The following is a 20,183-nucleotide window of genomic DNA, read 5'->3' on the forward strand; positions in this document are numbered from 1 at the left end:
GCGGAGCGCGGCAGGCGGACCACGCCCCTGCCCGGGCGATGAGACCCGCCAGCTGGTGTCGGCCACGATCCGTAGACTGGCGCCGTGAGCACCACCAGTACCGAGACACAGGCCACGGGCCCGGGTACGGACCCCGGCGCCGCCCGCCCGTTCGGCGACCTGCCGATCCGGCCGGAGCTGGCCGGCGAGCATCCGTACGGTGCGCCGCAGCTCGACGTCCCGGTGCTGCTCAACGTGAACGAGAACCCGTATGCGCCGTCCGCCGAGGTCATCGCGACCATCGCCGCGGAGGTGTCCCGGGCCGCGGCCACGCTGAACCGCTACCCGGACCGGGAGTTCACCGCGCTCCGCGACGATCTGAGGGCCTACCTCGCGCTGGAGTCCGGCGCCTGCCTGGACGAGCTCGCCGTCTGGGCGGCGAACGGGTCGAACGAGGTCATGCTCCACCTCCTGCAGGCCTTCGGCGGCCCCGGCCGCACCGCGCTCTCGTTCGCGCCCACCTACTCCATGTACCCGGAGTACGCGCGGGACACCCACACCCGCTGGGTCACGGCCCGCCGCGAGACCGACTTCACCGTCGACCCGGCCCGCGCGGCCGCCGGGATCGCCGAGCACCGTCCATCGGTGATCCTGCTGGCCAGCCCGAACAACCCGACCGGCACGGCACTCCCGCTCAGCACGGTCGAGGCCGTCCTCGCGGCGGCGTCGCAGGCCGATCCGGACACGCCCGCCGTCGTCGTCGTCGACGAGGCCTACGCCGAGTTCCGCCGTGCCGGCACGCCGAGCGCCGTCGGGCTCCTGGCCGGCCACCCCAACCTCGCGGTCACCCGCACGATGTCCAAGGCCTTCGCGGCCGCGGGCGCCCGCGTCGGCTACCTCGCCGCCGGTCCGCAGCTCGTGGACGCGCTGCGCGTGGTGCGCCTGCCGTACCACCTGTCCGCGATCACCCAGGCCGTCGCCCGCGCCGCGCTGCGGCACCGCGAGACGCTCCTGGCGCAGGTCGACACCCTGCGCGCCGAACGCGACGCCCTGGTCGCCTGGCTCCGCGAACAGCGTGCGCCCGACGGCCGCGCCCTGGACGTCCCGGACTCCGACGCGAACTTCGTGCTGTTCGGCACCTTCGCCGACCGCCACGCGGTCTGGCAGGGGCTGCTGGACCGCGGCGTCCTGATCCGCGAGACCGGCCCGGACGGCTGGCTGCGGGTCTCGGTCGGCACCCCGGAGGAGAACGCCGCGTTCCGCGACGCCCTCACGCACGTCATCGAGGAGACGAAGACCGCATGACCACGTCCGACGCCGCCGGGCGGCGCACCGCCCGCATCGAGCGCGCCACCTCCGAGTCCAAGGTCACCGTCGAGCTCGACCTCGACGGCACGGGCCGCACCGACATCGCCACGGGCGTGCCGTTCTACGACCACATGCTCACCGCGCTCGGCAAGCACTCCCTGATCGACCTCACCGTGCACGCCGACGGCGACACCCACATCGACGCGCACCACACGGTCGAGGACGTCGCGATCGTCATCGGCCAGGCGCTGCGCCAGGCGCTCGGCGACAAGCAGGGCATCGCCCGCTACGGCGACGCCACGGTGCCGCTCGACGAGGCGCTCGCGCTCGCCGTCGTGGACGTGTCCGGCCGCCCCTACCTGGTGCACGAGGGCGAGCCCGCCGGGCAGGAGTACCACCTCATCGGCGGCCACTTCACCGGCAGCCTGACCCGGCACGTGCTGGAGTCGGTCGCGCACCACGCGCACGTCACGCTGCACGTGCGGGTGCTGGCCGGCCGCGATCCCCACCACATCGTCGAAGCCCAGTTCAAGGCCCTGGCGCGTGCGCTGCGCGCCGCCGTCGCGCGCGACCCGCGCGTCGAGGGCATCCCGTCCACGAAGGGTGCGCTGTAACGCCCATGACCGACACACCCCGTCCCGCAGGAGACCCGGACGAGACCCCCGGCGATCTCCCGGCGATCCCCGACGACCTGAGCTCGCTCGGCGACCTCGACCTCGAGATCCCCGACGACCTGTCGGCGCTCACCCAGCCGACGGACCCGGACCTGGCCCTGCTCGTCACCCAGATCGCCGGCGCCGAGCCGCTCGCCGCGGCCGCCTCGATCGCGGGCCTCGACCTCGACGCGGTCCCCACCGAGGTGGGCGCGCTCGCGATCCTGCGCGACACCTCCGGCAGCAAGCCCGACGAGGCCGCCGCGGCCCTCTCGCAGATCGTCCGCGGCGTCCCGCTCGTGCAGGTCACGCGCAAGGGCGAGCAGCTCACGTGCGTGCGCTGGTCCGACGGCGAGCGGGGGGACGAGATCTCCCCGGCGCTGCTGCTCGGCGGCGCGCCGGAGCAGGTCGAGGACATCATCACCGGGTTCGCCAAGGTGGGGGATCTTCCCGGCGTCGTGCACTCGGGCTCCATCGGCCGGCTCAAGGCCATGCGCATGCTCACGTCCGCCGCGCGGAGGGCCCGCAAGGGCGGCCGCGGCAAGCCCGGCCGGAAGGACGAGGGCTGATGGGCGCACGCGTCGTCGTCCTCGACTACGGCTTCGGCAACGTCCGGTCCGCCACCCGCGCGCTCGAACGGGTCGGTGCGGAGGTCACCCTCACCGCCGACCGCGCCGCCGCGCAGGACGCGGACGGCCTGGTGGTCCCCGGCGTCGGCGCCTTCGCGGCCTGCATGGCGGGCCTCAGGGCGGTGCGCGGCCACGAGGTGATCGGCCGCCGCCTCGCGGGCGGGCGCCCGGTGCTCGGCATCTGCGTCGGCATGCAGATCCTGTTCGACGCCGGCGTGGAGCACGGCGAACGCGCCGAGGGCATGGGGGAGTGGGCCGGAACCGTCGAACGCCTCGACGCCCCCGTCGTGCCGCACATGGGCTGGGCCCCCGTCGAGGCCCCGGCCGGCACGAGGCTGTTCGACGGCGTCGAGGACGAGCGGTTCTACTTCGTCCACTCCTACGCCGCCCGGACGTTCGCCCAGGGCCACGACGACAAGGCGGACCCGCGGTTCAGCCCGCCGCTGGTCACCTGGGCGCGCGCGGGCACGCCCGGGCACGGCACGCGCTTCGTCGCCGCCGTCGAGGACGGACCGCTCGCCGCCACCCAGTTCCACCCCGAGAAGTCCGGCGACGCCGGCGCCCGCCTCCTGGAGAACTGGGTCCGCGGCCTCGGCTGAGACCCGGCACCACGAAGTCCATGTCCGACGACGGCGCCCGGGCCGCTCCCGTCCGTCACGCACCACCGCCCGCCGCCCCACAGCGAACCACCAGAGCGAAGAAGAGGAACCTCATGACCGACCGACTCGTGCTGCTGCCCGCCGTCGACGTCGCCGACGGCCAGGCCGTCCGCCTCGTCCAGGGCGAGGCCGGCTCCGAGACCTCCTACGGCGACCCGCTCACCGCAGCGCTCGACTGGCAGGCCGGGGGCGCCGAGTGGGTCCACCTCGTGGACCTGGACGCCGCGTTCGGCCGCGGCTCCAACGCCGAGCTGCTCGCCGACGTCGTGGCGAAGCTGGACGTGCAGGTGGAGCTGTCGGGCGGCATCCGCGACGACGCCTCCCTGGAGCGGGCGCTCGCGACCGGTGCGCGCCGCGTCAACCTCGGGACCGCCGCGCTCGAGAACCCTGAGTGGACCGCGGGCGTCATCGCCGAGTACGGCGACCGCGTCGCCGTCGGCCTGGACGTGCGCGGCACGACGCTCGCCGCCCGCGGCTGGACCAAGGAGGGCGGCGACCTGTACGAGGTGCTCGCGCGCCTGGACGAGGCGGGCTGCTCGCGCTACATCCTCACCGACGTCACGAAGGACGGCACCCTGCGCGGGCCGAACCTCGAGCTGCTGGTCGACGTCGCGCAGCGTACCCCGGCGCAGGTGGTGGCCTCCGGCGGGATCTCGTCGCTCGACGACCTGCGGGCGCTGCGGGAGCTGCGCACCCCGGAGGGGAAGGCGATCGAGGGCGCGGTCCTCGGCAAGGCGCTCTACGCGGGCCGCTTCACGCTGCCCGAGGCGCTGGACGTGGCGGGGCGGCCGTGACGGACGCGGCCGGGGGCGCCGGCCCGGACGCGGGCGACGGCGCGGGCGGCCCACGTCCGGCGCCCACGGGCCGGTCGATCCAGCCGACCAGCCAGTTCGCCGGTGACGACGGCTCGGCCGACCCGGAACTGACCCGTCTCCTCGAGGCGCACGGCACGGGCGTGGTCCCGCTGTCCGACGTCGTGGCGCGCCTCGCGATCACCCGGGTGCTCGTGCCGGTGCTCGCGGAGCTGGCCGTGGGCGAGGACGTCGTGACCTCAGGCGGTGCGACGCTGCACGTGGACAAGGAGGCGTCCTCCGGCGTCGTCGCGCTGCAGGCACCCGACGGCCGCAAGGCGCTGCCCGTGTTCACCTCCGTGGCCACGATGGCGGCCTGGCGCGCGGACGCCCGGCCGGTTCCGGTCGAGGCGCCGCGGGCGGCGCTGTCGGCGGTGAACGAGGACTGGTCCCTGCTCGTCGTCGACCCGGCCGGTCCGGTCACGGCCTCGGTGCCGCGGCCCGCGGTGTGGGCACTGGCCCAGGGGGAGACCTGGCGTCCCGCCCTGGAACCCACCGAGGACGGGCTGCGCGTGGAACGCGAGGTCGCCGAGGCCGTCGCGGTCGCGGCGGCGCCGGTGCAGCACGTGGTTCGCGCGCACGCCGAGCCAGGCCGTAAGGCGGAGGTCGCGGTGGTGCTGGCCCTCGACCCGGGCCTGGACCGCGCGGGCCTGGACAGGGTGCTGTCCCAGGTCAACGCTCGCCTGGGCGCCTCGGACGTGATCTCCCGCCGGGTGGACTCCCTGGAGATCCGGATCGGCGCGGCGCGCTGACCCACGCGCGGCGCGCGACCCTCAGCGGCAGCCCGCCACTGCCGTGAACTCGTCGGCGTCGGCGAGCATCTCGCGGACGGTGGAGATCGGGACCAGGAGGCTGTCGTCCTCGGCGGTCTTCGCGTAGACGACGCCGATCACCCGCCCGCGGGTGTCCAGCGCGGCCGATCCGGAGCTCCCCGGTTCCACCTTCGCGTCCGTGACGAGCACCTCGCCGAGGTTCGCGTGCAGGGGGTCGCGGGTCGAGCCCACGACCCGGCCCGACGTGATGGTCAGCTCGCCGCCCGAGGGGTAGCCCGCGATCATCACCTCGTCGCCCTGCTCCGGGTCCCGGCGCGCGAGCTCGGGGAACGACGGCAGTTCTTCCCGGGTGCGGACGATCGCCAGGTCGGCGAGGCCCGCCGTCGCGGCGGTGCCGACCTCGATGTCGCGTCCGTCGTAGGTGCTGACCTGCAGGTTGTCGCTGTTCGCGACGACGTGCCGGTTGGTGATGAGCGTGTGGTCGCCGACGGCGAACCCCGATCCGGTCGACAGCTCGTCGCAGCCCACGTTGCGGATCCGGACCGCCATGCGCTGCACGGCGTCGAACCCGTCCGGCGACAGCGAGTCGCCGCCGCCGGCCGGCTCGAGCGCCGCGGGGCGCGACGGCACGATGTTGCTGGGCACGGGTTCCGGCAGGGAGGGGAGCACGCCGCAGCCGGTGGTCCCGAGGGCGACGGCGATCACCACGGGGACGACGGCGCGGCGCGCCGCGGGCCGCCGCGTACCCCGCTTCATTGGTCGAGCTCCTGCTGGAGCGCCCGGTTGGCGTCGCGCGCCTGGTCGCACAGGTCGTCGACCTGGTTCCGGAAGCGCCGCAGATCGCCCGGGTCGTAGGCGTCGGCGTCCCCGAGGTAGGTGATCAGCTCGTCCTGCCCGTCCACGCACTGGCCCAGGGCGACCGCGACCTTCGCCGCGGCCTCGCTCACCCGCATCTGGTAGTCGAGGTACTGCTGGGAGGCCACGCGCTGGTCGCCGAGCTGCGCCTTCTCGTTGGCGAGCTCGCTGATCCGGCCCGTCGCGGTCGCGAGCTGATCGCGCGCGGCGGCGAGTTCCGCGTTCGCGCCGTCGAGTTGCAGGTCCAGCGTCGCCACCTGGGAGGCGTACCGGTGCGCCTCGCTCTCCCACTGCGCCGAGGTGGCCTGCCACTGCGTCGTGGTCACCCACAGGTATCCGGCCAGGACCAGCGTCGCCACGAGGGCGAGGGCGAGCCAGGGCGCGGCGCCCGGACGCGCCCGCCGCGCCGGTGCCACGAGGGCCGGTGGCCCCGGCATCGCGGGCGGCGGTGGCGGGGGAGGCAGGGGCACGGCACGTGCCGCCGGCCGCGACACGGCCGGGGGCGCGGGGCGCGCCGCCCGCTCGGGAGGCGGCGGCGGGACGGGGGGAAGACGGGTTGTCATAGGCCTGCTTCGGTCGCGGACAGGGTCAGACGACGGATCCGGTGTACTTCTCGCCGGGGCCCTCGCCGGGTTCGTCGGGGATGACGGACGCCTCGCGGAACGCGAGCTGGAGCGAGCGCAGCCCGTCACGCAGCGAACGCGCGTGCTGGTTGCCGAGGTCGGGGGCCGACGCCGTCACCAGCGCGGCGAGCGCGGTGATCAGCTTGCGTGCCTCGTCGAGGTCCAGGTGGTCCGCCGCGTCGTCGCCCTCGGCCAGACCGCACTTCACGGCTGCTGCGCTCATGAGGTGGACGGCGGCGGTGGTGATGACCTCGACGGCGGCGACCTCGGCGATGTCCCGGGTCGCGGCGCTGGCGTCGTTCTCGCTGGTGGTACTCATGGGGGACATCATTTCACCCGGTGCCGGATTCGCGTACCCGCGGTTCGCGCCCTGGTCCGCGCCGTGCTCCGCGGGGCCGGTCCCGCCCAGGATCGCGGGCGCCGCCGCTCGTGTTACCGTAGTAGCCGACCAACCCAGGGCCATGTCCTGGGTGCAACAAGTGGATCCCATCCCACCCGAGTCGCGACAGTGCGCCAGCCGCCGACAGTGTCCGGGTCCCGGTCGGGCAGTACCGCACCCCCTGTGGTGCGGTTCGCCCTTCCCATGATGGCCTCCACCTGTGCTCAGGGCGGGGGCCCTTCTCGTACCTGGTGGTCCACCTGCAACTTCCTAGGAGCATTACCATCAGCGAGGCTCGCATCAACGACCGGATCCGTGTTCCCGAGGTCCGGCTCATCGGCCCAGGCGGGGAACAGGTCGGCGTAGTTGCCACGGCGGTCGCCCTGAAGCTCGCCCAGGACGCTGACCTGGACCTCGTCGAGGTCGCCCCGGACAGCCGTCCTCCCGTCGCCAAGCTCATGGACTTCGGAAAGTTCAAGTACGAGTCCGACATGAAGGCGCGTGAGGCGCGGCGGAACCAGACGAACACGATCCTCAAGGAGATCCGTTTCCGTCTGAAGATCGACCCGCACGACTACGAGACCAAGAAGGGTCACGTCGAGCGCTTCCTGGCCGCGGGCGACAAGGTCAAGGTCATGATCATGTTCCGCGGCCGCGAGCAGTCGCGCCCGGAGATGGGCCGCCGCCTGCTGGAACGCCTCGCGGACGACGTCGCCGAGCTCGGTTTCGTCGAGTCCATGCCGAAGCAGGACGGCCGTAACATGACCATGGTCATCGGCCCGGTCAAGAAGAAGGCGGAAGCCAAGCAGGAGCGCCCGGTGAAGGCGCCGACCCGCGAGAAGCTGAGCAGGTCGCAGGCACGTCGCGCCGCGGAGGCGGCCGAGGTCGCCGCGTCCGCGCCGCCCGCTCCGGAGCCCGCCCCGAGCCCTGTCGCGCAGGTCGCGGCGGCCACCACGGTGAAGCCCCGGACGTCCGCCGCGCCGAAGGCGGAGCCCGGGCCCGCGGAGGCGCCGTCGGACACCGACAAGCCCGCCACCCCGCCGCGCCCGCGCACCACGTCCGCATCCCGGCCCCCCGCGGCGAGGTCCGCCTCGCCCGCCAGGCCGGCCACGGCCCCGAGGCCCGCCTCTGCGCCGCGCACGGCCGCACCGGCTACGCCGAGCGCGGCGGCGCCGAAGCCCGTGGTGGCCAAGCCCGCCACGCCGAAGCCGCCGGCCGCGAAGCCTGCCACCCCCAAGCCCCCCGCCGCCAAGCCGGCGGCGCCGAAGCCGGCCCCCAAGCCGCAGGCGCCGAACTAGGGCTGAGGGGACAACCCCAAGACCAATCCGACACCGGGACCGTCCCACCGGGCCCGGTACGCAGTGCCAGGACCTGCCAGGTTCCGGCCGACATGAGGAGAGACGGCAGTCATGCCGAAGAACAAGACGCACTCGGGCGCCAAGAAGCGTTTCCGGATCACCGGGAGCGGGAAGGTCATGCGCCAGCAGGCGAACCGCCGCCACCTGCTCGAGCACAAGCCGACCACGCGCACCCGCCGCCTGGCGTCGGACCAGCCGGTCGCCCAGGCCGACGTCAAGAAGATCAAGAAGCTGCTCGGCAAGTGATCCGCGCGGCACCGCCCAGATGCGGTGCCCAGGTCCCACTTCCAGCCCGAAGGACACAAGGAGCATCACGTGGCACGCGTGAAGCGGGCAGTCAACGCCCAGAAGAAGCGCCGTACGACTCTCGAGCGCGCCAGCGGTTACCGCGGCCAGCGCTCGCGTCTCTACCGTAAGGCCAAGGAGCAGGTCACCCACTCGCTGGTGTACAACTACCGCGACCGGAAGGCCCGTAAGGGCGACTTCCGCAAGCTGTGGATCCAGCGCATCAACGCGGCCTCGCGCGCGCAGGGCCTCACCTACAACCGCCTCATCCAGGGCCTGAAGGCCGCCGAGGTCGAGGTCGACCGCCGCATGCTCGCCGAGCTCGCGGTCAACGACGTGGCAGCGTTCAACGCGCTCGTCCAGGTCGCCAAGAACGCCCTCCCGGAGGACGTCAACGCCCCGGCCGCGGCCTGAGGTTTGACGGAGGAACTGCAAGGAACGCCCGGACAGCGTCATCAGTTGCCCAGCAGCATGCTAGACGTCACGCTCGCGAACCCGCGGGCGGACCGCGTCAAGCAGGTGCGGGCGTTGTCCGGGCGTTCGGCACGCTCCAGGCACGGTCTCTTCCTGGTGGAGGGACCGCAGGGCGTCCGCGAGGCCGTGCGCTGGGCGCCCGGTCGGATCCGTGACGTCTATCTCACGGCGGCCGCGGCCGGCCGCTACCCGGAGATCGTGGCGGCGGTGGACGACGCCGTGGGCCGGGGCGCCCCGGGAGAGACGGCTGCGGGCGGTGGTTCCTCCGGGGGTACCTCGAACCTGCGGTCGCACGTGGCGACCCCCGAGGTCCTGGAGGCGATGAGCCCGGACGCGCAGGGGGTGCTCGCCGTCCTCCGGGTGGAGACCCCGTCCCTGGAGCAGGCCGTACGCGGTGCGCGGCTCGTCGCCGTCCTCGCGAACGTCCGTGACCCCGGTAACGCGGGCACGGTGATCCGCGCCGCGGACGCGGCCGGCGCCGACGTCGTCGTCCTGGCCGGTGAGAGCGTCGACCTGCACAACCCGAAGACGGTCCGGTCCACGGCGGGCTCGCTGTTCCACCTGCCGGTGGTGACGGGCGTCCCGCTGTCCGACGTCGTCGCGGGCGTCCGCGGCGAGGGCTGCCAGGTCCTCGCGGCCGACGGCGCCGGCGACCTCGACCTGGACGACCTGCAGGATCTGCCGGCCCGCCCGGCCGAGGACCGCTCCGCCGACCTGTCCCGCCCGACGGCCTGGATCTTCGGCAACGAGGCCTGGGGTCTGCCCGCCGATGATCGCGCCCTGGCCGACGCCGTCGTCCGCGTCCCGATCCGCGGCAGGGCCGAGTCCCTCAACCTCGCCACGGCCGCGACCGTCTGCCTCTACGCCAGCAGCCGCGCCCAGCGCCGGGGCGGCGCGGCCGGCCCTTCCCGGTGACACCCCGCGGGCGCCTGCGGGTGCGGTAGCGCCCTCAGCGAATTCCCTTTTCCTGGGGGCACGGGCGGCCTACGATCGGCGCGTGCGCCTGTTTGCTGCGATTTTCCCGCCCGACGAGGTTCTCGATCATCTCGATCTCGCCATCCACGGAGTGCGCAGCAACGGCGTCTCGCCGCGCTGGATGCCCCGGGAGACGCAGCACGTCACGCTGGCGTTCTACGCGGACGTGCCGGAGGGTACCGTCGACGAGCTGTCGGAGGGGCTCGCCGTCGTCGCGGGCAAGCACGGGCCCCTGGACCTGCGGCTGCGCGGCGCCGGGTCGTTCGGCAGCCGCGTGCTGTGGATCGGGGTGGACGGCGAGCTGAGCCCGCTCCGCAATCTCGCGGCGGACTGCCTCGACGCCTCCGTGCGCGAGGTGCCCGACGACGTGAAGCCGCATCGCCCGCATCTCACCATCGCGCGGGCGCGGGCCGGCCAGGTGCGGCCGCCGCGCGGGCGGGACCGCTGGGGCAAGGCGCGCGGCGGCCGATCCGGCGCCGACTTCTCCGACGCGCGGTCCCAGCTGGATCCCGTGGCGCACGCGTTGTCGGTGTACGCCGGGCCGGCGTGGACCGCGGAGTCGTTCGCGCTCGTCGAGTCGCTCCCCGGTGAAGGCCCGCAGGGCGGTTCGCTGTACAGGATCCGGGAGCACTTCGAGCTGCGCGGCTGAGCGCAGTCGCCCGCCTCGTGGTTCCAGGCCCGGGTCTGAGATAAAAGTGTGCCAAGCGCGGCGCGCCCGAATGCGTGTGACGGCGGGCAGGGCGTTGTGCCAGGATGGCGACCATGAGCCGGCGTGATCACCGATTTACCGGGCCCGTCGAGGGCCTCGTGGCGCACGCCGTCCGCGTGCGCTGAACATCGCGCGATCCGCCCCTGTGGATAACGCGCCCAGGGTCTCGGCGGGCAAATAGACTGCACGTGCCGCGTGCGGTGCCGCCTCATCCGGTGGCCCGGCGCAGGCTCCCGATCCCGCCAGGAAGGCAAGCATGTCCACGCCCGACGTTCAGGCCGCCGTCGATCCGCTCGACGAGGCGGCCCTCGACGCAGCAGTCGACCAGGCCCTCGCCGAGATCGCGCAGGCCGCAGATCTCGACGCGCTCAAGGCCGTCCGTACCGATCACACGGGGGATCGCAGCGCGCTCGCGCTCGCGAACCGCGCGATCGGCTCGCTCCCCGGTCCCGAGAAGGCGAAGGCCGGCAAGCTGGTCGGCCCGCGCCGTGGCCGCGTCAACCAGGCCGTCGCCGCGCGCCAGGCCGAGCTCGAGGCCGAGCGGGACGCGAAGGTGCTGGTGGAGGAGTCCGTCGACGTCACCCTCCCGGTCTCGCGCGTCCTGTCCGGCGCCCGGCACCCGATCGAGCTGATCCAGGAGCGCGTCGCCGACTTCTTCGTGGGTCTCGGCTGGGAGATCGCCGACGGCCCCGAGGTCGAGTCCGAGTGGTTCAACTTCGACGCGCTCAACTTCGGCCCGGACCACCCGGCGCGCCAGATGCAGGACACCTTCTACGTCGGGGGCGTCGAGGCCGCGGGCGGCGAGGTGAAGGCCACGGCCCGCGACACGCCGGCGAACCTCGTGCTGCGTACGCACACCTCACCGGTGCAGGCGCACACGCTGCTGGAACGCGGGGTCCCGCTGTACATCGCGTGCCCGGGCAAGGTGTTCCGCACCGACGCGCTCGACGCGACGCACACGCCCGTCTTCCACCAGGTCGAGGGCCTCGCGGTGGACAAGGGCCTGACCATGGCGAACCTCGTGGGGACCCTAGACGCGTTCGCGCGCGCCATGTTCGGCCCCGAGGCGAGGACGCGCCTGCGCCCGAGCTTCTTCCCGTTCACGGAGCCCAGCGCGGAGATGGACCTGTGGTTCCCGCAGAAGAAGGGCGGCGCGGGCTGGATCGAGTGGGGTGGCTGCGGCATGGTCAACCCCAACGTGCTCCGGTCGGCCGGGATCGACCCGGAGGAGTACTCCGGCTTCGCGTTCGGCATGGGCATCGAGCGCACGCTGATGCTGCGCCACGCCATCGCCGACATGCATGACATCGTGGAGGGCGACATCCGCTTCTCCACCCAGTTCGGGACGGAGATCTGACGTGCCCCGCATCGTGAAGGACTGGCTCGCCGAGCACGTCGAGCTGCCCGAGGACCTCACCGCCGCGCAGCTCGCGGAGGCCCTGGTGAAGGTGGGCCTGGAAGAGGAAGAGATCCACGCGGCCGCCGTGACCGGCCCGCTCGTCGTGGGCCGCGTGCTCGCGCAGAACCCCGAGCCGCAGAAGAACGGCAAGACGATCAACTGGTGCCTGGTCGACGTGGGGCCGGAGCACAACGTCACGCAGATCAAGGGCGTCGACGACGCCGACGTACCCGACGGCGGTGCGCGCGGCATCATCTGCGGCGCGCACAACTTCGGCGTCGGGGACCTCGTCGTCGTCTCGCTGCCCGGCGCCGTCCTGCCCGGCGGGTTCGCCATCGCCGCGCGCAAGACGTACGGCCACGTGTCCGACGGCATGATCTGCTCCAAGAAGGAGCTCGGCCTCGGCGAGGATCACGCCGGGATCATCGTGCTCCCGCGCGACCTGGGCTTCGACGCCGCCGAGCTCGCCCCGGGCCAGGACGCGATCGCGCTCCTCGGCCTCGGCGACGAGATCCTGGAGATCAACGTCACCCCGGACCGCGGGTACGCGTTCAGCTACCGCGGCGTGGCGCGCGAGTACGCCCACTCCACGGGCGCGAGGTTCACCGACCGCGGGCTGCCCGCGGTCGCGGAGCCCGCCGCGACGCCGGACGGCTTCGAGGTGCGGGTCGACGACGCCGCGCCGATCGACGGCCGCACGGGCTGCGACCGGTTCGTCACGCGGATCGTGCGCGGGATCGACCCGTCCGCGCCGTCGCCCGGGTGGATGAAGCGCCGCCTGGAGCAGGCCGGCATGCGCGCCATCTCGCTCGCCGTGGACGTCACCAACTACGTGATGCTCGACCTCGGCCAGCCGCTGCACGCCTACGACCTGGGCAAGGTCGCCGCCCCGATCGTGGTGCGCCGCGCGGCCGCGGGGGAGAAGCTCACCACGCTCGACGACGTCGAGCGGAAGCTCGACACGGAGGACCTCCTCATCACCGATTCGCCCGGCGGCGCCGCCGCGTCCCGGGTGCTCGGCCTGGCCGGCGTCATGGGCGGCGAGTCCACCGAGGTGAGCGACACGACCACCGACGTGCTGATCGAGGCCGCGCACTTCGACCCGATCACGGTCGCGCGCACGGCCCGCCGGCACAAGCTGCCGAGCGAGGCCGCCAAGCGGTTCGAGCGCGGTGTCGACCCGCGGCTGCCCGCCGTGGCCGCGCAGCGCGTCGTCGACCTGCTCGTCGAGCACGGCGGCGGCACCGCCGACCCGGCGGTGAGCGACCTCGACGAGACGACGGCGCCCGCGCCGATCACGCTCAAGGTCACCGAGCCGACGCGGCTGTCCGGCGTGGAGTACGCGCCCGGGCAGGTGCACGGCACGCTGGAGGAGATCGGCTGCACCGTCGCCGACGGCGCGCCCGCGGGCGAGACCGCGACGTTCGAGGTCACCCCGCCCACCTGGCGGCCCGACCTGACCGGCCCGGCCGACCTGGTCGAGGAGGTCGTGCGGATCCAGGGCTACGACCAGATCCCGTCGATCCTGCCGCAGGCACCCGGCGGCAACGGCCTCACCGCCGAGCAGCGGATGCGGCGTTCCGTCGCCCGGGCGCTCGCCGAGGCCGGCTTCACCGAGGTGCTGAGCTACCCGTTCGTCGGAGCCCAGGACTACGACGCGCTCGGCCTGCCCGCCGGCGACCCGCGCCGGGTCTCGGTCCGGCTCGCCAACCCGCTCGCCGACGACCGCCCCTACCTGCGGACCAACCTGCTGGTCACGCTCCTGGAGACGGCGCGCCGCAACGTGTCACGCGGTCTGCCGGACGTCGCGGTGTTCGAGGTCGGCCTCGTCACCCGCCCGGCGGCGGACGCACCGGCGGCACCCGCGCTGCCGGGCGGGGTGCGCCCGTCCGATGCCGAGCTGGCGGCCCTGGCCGCCGCGACACCGGACCAGAACCGCCGCGTCGCCGGCGTGCTCGCGGGCAATCGTGAGCCCGCCGGCTGGTGGGGCGCGGGCCGCAAGGCCGACTGGTCCGACGCGCTCGCCGCGGCGCGCCTCGTCGCCGAGCGCGCCGGGGTGGAGGTGGTCGTCACGCCGGACGCCGAGCACCTGCCCTGGCACCCGGGCCGCTGCGCCAGGCTGGAGGCCGTGGACGCCGCGGGGAACCGCCGGCTGATCGGCCATGCCGGTGAGCTGCACCCCAAGGTGGTCGAGGCGGTCGGCCTGCCCGCCCGCTCCTGCGCGTTCGAGGTCAGCCTCTCCGGGCTCGCCGCCGCAGCCCCGGGCGAGCCGGTGACCGCGATGCCGGTCTCCGCGTTCCCCGCGGCCAAGGAGGACCTCGCCTTCGTGGTGGACGCGAGCGTTCCTGCCGCGTCCGTCCGCGCGGCGATCCTCACCGGCGGCGGCGACCTGCTGGAGGACGCTCAGCTGTTCGACGTCTTCACCGGCGAGCAGCTCGGCGAGGGCAAGAAGTCGCTCGCCTACGCGGTGCGCCTGCGCGCCGCGGACCGCACCTTGTCCGCGGACGAGGTGCGGGGCGCGCGGGAGGCGATCGTCGCCGCCGCCGAGAAGACGGGGGCGGTGCTGCGTGCCTGACGAGGCGCGGCCTTCGCAGCCTGCCCAGGGCGCGGGCTCGGTGCCGGGTGCAGCGCCCGCGCCGGCCGGCCTGCCGACGCAGGGCGCGGTGCCGGGCGGGCGCGTCGTCGCGCCCGCCCGCACCGCCCTGGTCACGGGGGCGTCTCGCGGTATCGGCCGCGAGATCGCCCTCGCCCTGGGCCGGGCAGGGTGCGACGTGGCCCTTCTCGCCCGGGACGTCTCACGCCTCGCCGAGGTCGCGGAACAGCTCCGCGAGCTCGGCCGGCGCGTCGTCGTCGTGCCCTGTGACGTGACATCCGAGGCGGACGTCCGCGCCGCCGTCGAGCAGGTCGAGGCGGCGCCCGCCGACGGCGGCCTGGGCTCCGTCGACCTCCTGGTGAACAACGCCGGCCGCCTCGAGCCCGAGGCGCCGCTGTGGACGGCGGACCCGGATGAGTGGTGGGCCACCTTCGAGGTCAACGTGCGCGGCGCCTTCCTGCTCGACCGGTACGTGGTTCCCGGCATGATCGCGCGCGGCGGCGGCAGGATCGTGGATCTCGCCTCCGGCGCCAGCACGCACGAGGGCCCGGCCGGTCACTCCGCGTACAACGCGAGCAAGACCGCCCTGGTCCGGTTGGGCGCGGCGCTGCACGCCGAGGGCTTCGCACAGGGCCTGCGCGTCTTCGAGGTCGCACCGGGTGTGGTGAGGACCGAGATGTCCACCGCGCTGGCGATCCACGCGCACCGCACCGAGTGGACACCGCCCGCGCGGGTCACGGACCTGGTGGACGCGATCGCGGCGGGCACGCTCGACGCCTGCTCGGGCTGGCTGGTCCGCGCCACCCATGACACCCCGGAGTCCCTGCGGGAGCTCGCCGCGGATGCGGCCGCACGGAACGTGGTGCCCGCGACGGCACGCCGCCGGCTGCGCGTCCTGCCCGCGGAGACCGCGTCGGACCCGCTGGCGGAGACGTTCACGGGCCGCTGAGGGAGCGGCGCGGGGCGACGTCGTCGGCCGCTGGGCCTGCGATCGGGCCGCCCGGCATCTACCGTGGAACCCGATGCCGCGTCGAATCGAAGATTACGGAATTGTCGGGGATCTCCAGAGCGCAGCGCTGATCGGTCGCGACGGTGCGCTGGACTGGATGTGCCTGCCGCGCTTCGACTCGCCCGCCCAGTTCGCGGCCCTGCTGGGCGACGAACGGCACGGTACGTGGCGACTCGGCCCGGCCGCGGGCGGCGAGTGCACGCGTCGCAGGTACCTCCCGGGCACGCTCGTGCTCGAGTCGGAGTGGGACCTGCCCGGCGGCAGCCTGCGCGTGATCGACTTCATGCCGCCGCGCGGCGAGCGGCCCGACGTCGTCCGCGTCGTCGAAGGGATCAGCGGCAGGGTGCCGGTGGCCACGACGTTACGGCCCCGCTTCGACTACGGGAACGTGGCGCCCTGGGTCACCGCCGCGGGCGACCGGGTGCACGCCGTCGCCGGGCCGGATGCGCTCGCCCTCGACACCCCTGTCGCCATGGAGTTCCACGCCGACGACCAGGGCGGCGAGCTGCGCGCGGCGTTCACCGTCTCCGCCGGTGAGCGCGTCCCGTTCGTGCTGGTCCACCATCCGTCGCACGTCGCGGCCCCGGGTCCCGTCGACGCCGGCGACGCGCTGGACGGCACGGAGTCGTTCTGGCGGGAGTGGATCTCCCGCTCCACCTACGACGGCCCCTGGGCGGAGCCCGTGGAACGCTCGCTCATCACGCTCAAGGCGCTGACGTACGCCCCGACCGGCGGGATCGCGGCCGCGGCCACGACGTCGCTGCCCGAGGAGCTCGGCGGCACGCGCAACTGGGACTACCGGTACTGCTGGCTCCGCGACGCCGCCTTCACGCTGCAGGCGCTGGTGGGCACCGGATACGTCGACGAGGCGCGGGCCTGGCGCGAGTGGCTGCTGCGCGCGGTGGCGGGTGACCCGGCGGACCTTCAGATCATGTACGGCCTGGACGGCCGGCGCAGGCTGCCGGAGATCATCCTCGACTGGCTGCCCGGTTTCGAGGGGTCGGGCCCGGTGCGGATCGGCAACGGGGCCGTCTCCCAGCTCCAGCTCGACGTCTGGGGCGAGACGCTCGAGGCGCTGGACCTGGCCCGGACGGCGGGTCTGGAGGCCGACGACGACGCCTGGCGGCTCCAGCGCACGCTGCTCGACTTCCTCGAGGGCCACTGGCAGGACCTCGACAACAGCTTGTGGGAGGTGCGCGGCCCGCGGCGGGCGTTCGTCCACTCGCGGTTCATGGCGTGGGCGGGGATGAACAGCGCGGTGCGGGCCGTGGAGCAGTACGGGCTGGAGGGCCCCGTGGACCGCTGGCGCGCGGTGCGCGACACCATCCACGCCGACGTCTGCGAGCGGGGATCCGATGCCCGCCGCAACACGTTCACCCAGTTCTACGGGTCGGACGGCGTCGATGCCGCACTCCTGCTCATGGGGCACGTCGGCTTCCTGCCCTGGGACGATCCCCGCATGATCGGAACGGTCGAGGCCGTCCGGCGCGAGCTGTCGCACGACGGCTTCCTGCTGCGCTATCGCACCGAGGCCGACGGCCGGGTGGACGGCTTGCCCGGCTCCGAGGCGACCTTCCTGGTGTGCAGCTTCTGGCTGGTCGACGCGCTGCACGGGATCGGCCGCCGCGCCGAGGCGGTCGCGCTGTTCGAGCGGCTGCTCGGGGTGCGGAACGACCTCGGCCTGCTCAGCGAGGAGTACGACCCGGCCACCGGCCGGCTGCTCGGCAACACGCCCCAGGCGTTCAGTCACCTCGGCCTGGTCAACTCCGCGCTCCGGCTCGGCCTCGACCTGGGCCCGGCCGGCGCCCCGGCCCGGGAGGCAGTCACCGCCTGAGCCGGCGGTGCGTGCGCAGGGCGGGACCGATCAGACGCCTGCGCCCGGAGCCCCGGACTCGGCCCGGGCCTTGAGCCCGGCCAGCTCGGCGTCGACCAGGCGGCGGATCTTCGGGCGCAGCAGCGCGCCGACGACGCCGGACAGCCAGCCGACCTGGGTGATCGCCAGCGTGACCCGGCTCCTGCCGTCGCCCGCCGGTTCGACGACGTGCTCCGCCTGCGTGCGCACGCCCGGCACGGCGCTCGTCCAGCCGAACTTGCGCGGCGGGTCCCACTCGTCCACGGTCCACACGGCCAGCGGCAGCCCGGGCTGCTCGATGCGGACGGCCGATCCCACGGCAGGCGGGTTCGGGCCCTCGACGACCCGGACCGAACTCATCGAGGCGGTCCACCCGGGCATCGACTCGACGTCGGACACGACCCGCCAGACCGCCTCGGGCGGTGCCGCGACTTCCGCGGAGACGCTGTACGAGGCCATCAGCGGGCCACCGGCCGGCGGCGGGCGGAGCTCATCGGGCGTCCCGCCAGGCGAGCCACTTCTGGACGTGCGACAGGTCGTAGTCCGGCCCGCTCGCCCCGATCGTGAACAGGGTGGCCCCGGCCGCGACGAGCTTCTCGCCGGTCTCGGACGGGTCGACGCCGTCGACCCCGACCGAACGCTCGACGAGCGCCGCCGTGTCACGTCCGACGACGGCGCCGTGCTCGTCGAGGATCCCCGACTTGCGGGTCAGGGTGTCGACGTCGCCGAACGTGTGCCAGATGTCCGCGTGTTCCGCGACGATGCGGAGGGTCTTCTTCTCCCCGCCACCGCCGATCATGACCGGGATCTCGCGGGTGGGGGCCGGGTTGCCCGCCGCGAGACGGCTCTTGATCCGGGGCATGGCCTCGGCGAGCGCGGCGATCCGGGTGCCGGCGGTGCCGAACTCGTAGCCGAACTGGTCGTAGTCCTTCGCGAACCAGCCCGCGCCCAGGCCCAGGATCAGCCGGCCGCCGGAGATGTGGTCGACGGTACGCGCCATGTCCGCCAGGAGGTCAGGATTGCGGTACGAGTTCGCGGTGACCAGGGCGCCGATCTCGACGCGCTCGGTCTGCTCCGCCCAGGCGCCGAGCATCGTCCAGCACTCGAAGTGCTTGCCGTCGGGGTCGCCGCTGAGCGGGTAGAAGTGATCCCAGTTGAAGACGACGTCGACGCCCAGGTCCTCGGCGCGCAGGACGGCGTCGCGGAGCTGGGAGTAGTCGGCGTGCTGCGGCTGGAGCTGGACCGCGATACGAAGTGCGCGAGAGGTCATGCCGGTCAGCCTAGGCGCGCCTGGTGCGGGCTGGCCAGTGATGGGCGATCTCGGAACCGGATGCGACCCGGGCGAGCTCCTCCGGGGTTCCCGGCTGGGTCACGGATCCCGGTCAGGGGTGCTCGCGGAGCAGGCCGAGCAGGTCGCGGACCAGGTCCGCCGCGGACGGGCCGCCGGGCTTCTTGTGCAGGTGGCCCGCGACGTCCAGCGCGGCGGCGCCGTGGCCGAGCGACCAGACGAGGACGGCGATGCGGTCGGGGGACCCATGGAGTTCGCCGGCCGCCACCGCGTCGTGGGCGAGGCCGAGCAGCGCCGTCGTCGCCCGCTCGGCCGCGGCGTCGAGTTCCGGGTGCGCCTCGTCGTCCCAGCGGCCGAAGACCAGCTCGAACCGCTCGGGATGTTCCTGCGCCCACCGCACGTACGTGAGGGTCGCGGTCTCGAAGGCCTCGACACGGGAGCGGGTGCCGGCGGCCGCGGCGCGGATCGTCCCGGCGAGCCGGTCGAGCTCGGTGGCCGCGACCGCGGCCAGGAGGTCGCGCTTGCCGGTGAAGTGCTTGTAGGGCGCGGCGCGGGAGACCCCCGCGCGCGTTCCTACCTCGCGCAGTGTGACGGCGGCTGGGCCGCCGTGGTCGACCAGCTCCGCGGCCGCGCGGACGATCCGGTCCCTGGTGGAGTCCATGGATCGAATCTAACCATCAGGTTGACGGCGTCAACCTGATGGTCCTAGCCTGCGGTTGACGTTGTCAACCTAGGAGGTCGTCATGGGAACGGATCAAGTTTCGGGCGGTGCGGCGGCAACTGCCGCGGCGAACGGCTCGGCGCCGGAGGGCCGAGCAGGAAGCGGCTCGGCAGGGAACGGCGCGGCAGAGGGCCCTGCGAGGAGCAGTTCGACGGGAGACGGTTCGGCACGGGGATCAGGCACGGGCCGGGGCAGGCGGCTGGGCCTCTTCGGCCTGGTGGTGGCCGTGGCCGGAGCAGCGGCCGTGTGGGCGGGAGCGCCGCCGTCGGACCCGCCGCGGTATGACGAGCCGCGGCCGGCTCCGGCCGCGGACGGCTACGTCACGCTCGCCGAGGACGTCGTCGTCGGCCTGTCCCGGGAGGAGTACCTGGCCTGGATGAACGCGCCGGGGCGGGAACTCGGCGATCTGGTCACCACCGACGACGACTCGACCCGCGTCGTCGCCACGGTGCCGCTGTCCGGCTCCTGGGATCCGGCCGAGGACCGCACGGGACACCGGCGGAGCGTCGAGTTCGCCGACGGGCACTATCTCGCCGAGGAGGTTCTTGCCGATTCGCCGGCCGAGTTCCGGTACATGATCTGGGGATTCACCAACCCGCAGCGCCGGCTGGCCATCCGGTACGCGGTGGCGAGCTTCGTCTACGAGGAGGTCCCGGGCGGCACCCGCATCACGTGGACGTACTCGTTCCAGCCGACGGCGGGGATCCTGCGACCGGTCCTGAGCAGCGTGGTGAACGGCACGATCGCGCGGATGATGCGCGACTCGCTGGACGCCTGGAAGGCAGCCGCGGAAGCCGAGTCCGTCGGCTGA

General features: G+C 73.9%; 22 protein-coding genes. 16 read left to right on the plus strand and 6 right to left on the minus strand.

The window, feature by feature from the left end; all coding sequences use genetic code 11:
- Positions 1–159 precede the first annotated feature (159 nt).
- The 6 genes from ABD208_RS18075 to ABD208_RS18100 all read left to right on the plus strand — a co-directional run bounded on the left by ABD208_RS18075 (position 160) and on the right by ABD208_RS18100 (position 4,831).
- Positions 160–1,284 carry a histidinol-phosphate transaminase gene (locus ABD208_RS18075; RefSeq protein ID WP_344105770.1) on the plus strand — a complete coding sequence of 375 codons (1,125 nt, stop codon included), beginning with the start codon at positions 160–162 and terminating at the stop codon, positions 1,282–1,284.
- A complete protein-coding gene (gene hisB / locus ABD208_RS18080; RefSeq protein WP_344105650.1) occupies positions 1,281–1,901 on the plus strand; it encodes an imidazoleglycerol-phosphate dehydratase HisB in 621 nt (206 codons plus the stop codon). The genes ABD208_RS18075 and hisB overlap by 4 nt, the downstream gene beginning before the upstream one ends.
- A gap of 5 nt (positions 1,902–1,906) precedes the next feature.
- Positions 1,907–2,509 (plus strand): hypothetical protein, encoded by a 603-nt coding sequence (locus tag ABD208_RS18085; RefSeq protein ID WP_344105652.1) that lies wholly within the window; start codon positions 1,907–1,909, stop codon positions 2,507–2,509.
- The gene (gene hisH / locus ABD208_RS18090) at positions 2,509–3,168 is read left to right on the plus strand and encodes an imidazole glycerol phosphate synthase subunit HisH (RefSeq protein ID WP_344105654.1); all 660 of its coding nucleotides are present in this window, start codon (positions 2,509–2,511) and stop codon (positions 3,166–3,168) included. The genes ABD208_RS18085 and hisH overlap by 1 nt, the downstream gene beginning before the upstream one ends.
- 113 nt (positions 3,169–3,281) lie before the next feature.
- Positions 3,282–4,022, plus strand: a complete 741-nt coding sequence (gene priA / locus ABD208_RS18095) for a bifunctional 1-(5-phosphoribosyl)-5-((5-phosphoribosylamino)methylideneamino)imidazole-4-carboxamide isomerase/phosphoribosylanthranilate isomerase PriA (protein WP_344105656.1) — start codon at positions 3,282–3,284, stop codon at positions 4,020–4,022.
- Between the two features lie 77 nt (positions 4,023–4,099).
- Positions 4,100–4,831: an SseB family protein gene (locus ABD208_RS18100; RefSeq protein ID WP_344105772.1), complete on the plus strand. Its 732-nt coding sequence runs from the start codon at positions 4,100–4,102 to the stop codon at positions 4,829–4,831.
- 21 nt (positions 4,832–4,852) lie between these two features.
- Here ABD208_RS18100 and ABD208_RS18105 read toward each other — a convergent pair whose 3' ends face one another.
- The 3 genes from ABD208_RS18105 to ABD208_RS18115 all read right to left on the minus strand — a co-directional run bounded on the left by ABD208_RS18105 (position 4,853) and on the right by ABD208_RS18115 (position 6,649).
- A complete protein-coding gene (locus ABD208_RS18105) occupies positions 4,853–5,608 on the minus strand; it encodes a S1 family peptidase (protein WP_344105658.1) in 756 nt (251 codons plus the stop codon).
- On the minus strand, positions 5,605–6,144 hold the full coding sequence (locus tag ABD208_RS18110; RefSeq protein ID WP_344105660.1) for a hypothetical protein: 540 nt from the start codon (positions 6,142–6,144) through the stop codon (positions 5,605–5,607). Before ABD208_RS18110 ends, ABD208_RS18105 begins: the two co-directional genes overlap by 4 nt.
- Before the next feature lie 151 nt (positions 6,145–6,295).
- Positions 6,296–6,649, minus strand: a complete 354-nt coding sequence (locus ABD208_RS18115; protein ID WP_344105662.1) for a DUF1844 domain-containing protein — start codon at positions 6,647–6,649, stop codon at positions 6,296–6,298.
- Positions 6,650–6,960: 311 nt separating this feature from the next.
- On the opposite strand from ABD208_RS18115, the gene infC reads away from it, so the two are divergent.
- From infC to ABD208_RS18160, 9 genes are all read left to right on the plus strand, one after another.
- Positions 6,961–8,007: a translation initiation factor IF-3 gene (gene infC / locus ABD208_RS20485; RefSeq protein ID WP_425561128.1), complete on the plus strand. Its 1,047-nt coding sequence runs from the start codon at positions 6,961–6,963 to the stop codon at positions 8,005–8,007.
- 111 nt (positions 8,008–8,118) lie between these two features.
- Positions 8,119–8,313: a 50S ribosomal protein L35 gene (gene rpmI / locus ABD208_RS18125; RefSeq protein ID WP_344105664.1), complete on the plus strand. Its 195-nt coding sequence runs from the start codon at positions 8,119–8,121 to the stop codon at positions 8,311–8,313.
- 69 nt (positions 8,314–8,382) lie between these two features.
- Positions 8,383–8,766: a 50S ribosomal protein L20 gene (gene rplT / locus ABD208_RS18130; RefSeq protein ID WP_344105666.1), complete on the plus strand. Its 384-nt coding sequence runs from the start codon at positions 8,383–8,385 to the stop codon at positions 8,764–8,766.
- 57 nt (positions 8,767–8,823) lie between these two features.
- Positions 8,824–9,741, plus strand: a complete 918-nt coding sequence (locus ABD208_RS18135; RefSeq protein ID WP_344105774.1) for a TrmH family RNA methyltransferase — start codon at positions 8,824–8,826, stop codon at positions 9,739–9,741.
- Between the two features lie 82 nt (positions 9,742–9,823).
- Positions 9,824–10,450, plus strand: a complete 627-nt coding sequence (thpR, locus tag ABD208_RS18140; protein WP_344105668.1) for an RNA 2',3'-cyclic phosphodiesterase — start codon at positions 9,824–9,826, stop codon at positions 10,448–10,450.
- 316 nt (positions 10,451–10,766) lie between these two features.
- Entirely contained in the window at positions 10,767–11,867 is a 1,101-nt protein-coding gene (gene pheS / locus ABD208_RS18145) for a phenylalanine--tRNA ligase subunit alpha (RefSeq protein WP_344105670.1), read from the plus strand.
- A gap of 1 nt (position 11,868) precedes the next feature.
- Complete coding sequence (gene pheT, locus ABD208_RS18150) at positions 11,869–14,484, plus strand: phenylalanine--tRNA ligase subunit beta (RefSeq protein WP_344105672.1); 2,616 nt, start codon at positions 11,869–11,871, stop codon at positions 14,482–14,484.
- Positions 14,477–15,451 carry an SDR family NAD(P)-dependent oxidoreductase gene (locus tag ABD208_RS18155; RefSeq protein WP_344105674.1) on the plus strand — a complete coding sequence of 325 codons (975 nt, stop codon included), beginning with the start codon at positions 14,477–14,479 and terminating at the stop codon, positions 15,449–15,451. Before pheT ends, ABD208_RS18155 begins: the two co-directional genes overlap by 8 nt.
- A gap of 73 nt (positions 15,452–15,524) precedes the next feature.
- Complete coding sequence (locus ABD208_RS18160; RefSeq protein ID WP_344105676.1) at positions 15,525–17,345, plus strand: glycoside hydrolase family 15 protein; 1,821 nt, start codon at positions 15,525–15,527, stop codon at positions 17,343–17,345.
- 30 nt (positions 17,346–17,375) lie between these two features.
- Here the strand turns inward: ABD208_RS18160 and ABD208_RS18165 are convergent, their stop codons facing one another.
- The 3 genes from ABD208_RS18165 to ABD208_RS18175 all read right to left on the minus strand — a co-directional run bounded on the left by ABD208_RS18165 (position 17,376) and on the right by ABD208_RS18175 (position 19,312).
- Positions 17,376–17,822, minus strand: a complete 447-nt coding sequence (locus tag ABD208_RS18165) for an SRPBCC family protein (RefSeq protein WP_344105678.1) — start codon at positions 17,820–17,822, stop codon at positions 17,376–17,378.
- 31 nt (positions 17,823–17,853) lie between these two features.
- Positions 17,854–18,633, minus strand: coding sequence for an LLM class F420-dependent oxidoreductase (locus tag ABD208_RS18170; RefSeq protein WP_344105680.1), 780 nt, complete (start codon positions 18,631–18,633; stop codon positions 17,854–17,856).
- A gap of 112 nt (positions 18,634–18,745) precedes the next feature.
- A complete protein-coding gene (locus ABD208_RS18175; protein WP_344105682.1) occupies positions 18,746–19,312 on the minus strand; it encodes a TetR/AcrR family transcriptional regulator in 567 nt (188 codons plus the stop codon).
- 286 nt (positions 19,313–19,598) lie between these two features.
- Here ABD208_RS18175 and ABD208_RS18180 point away from each other — a divergent pair, with 286 nt between their 5' ends.
- Positions 19,599–20,183: an SRPBCC family protein gene (locus ABD208_RS18180; RefSeq protein WP_344105684.1), complete on the plus strand. Its 585-nt coding sequence runs from the start codon at positions 19,599–19,601 to the stop codon at positions 20,181–20,183.

It is taken from the genome of Myceligenerans crystallogenes (assembly GCF_039529775.1).
In the GTDB taxonomy this organism is placed as follows: domain Bacteria; phylum Actinomycetota; class Actinomycetes; order Actinomycetales; family Cellulomonadaceae; genus Myceligenerans; species Myceligenerans crystallogenes.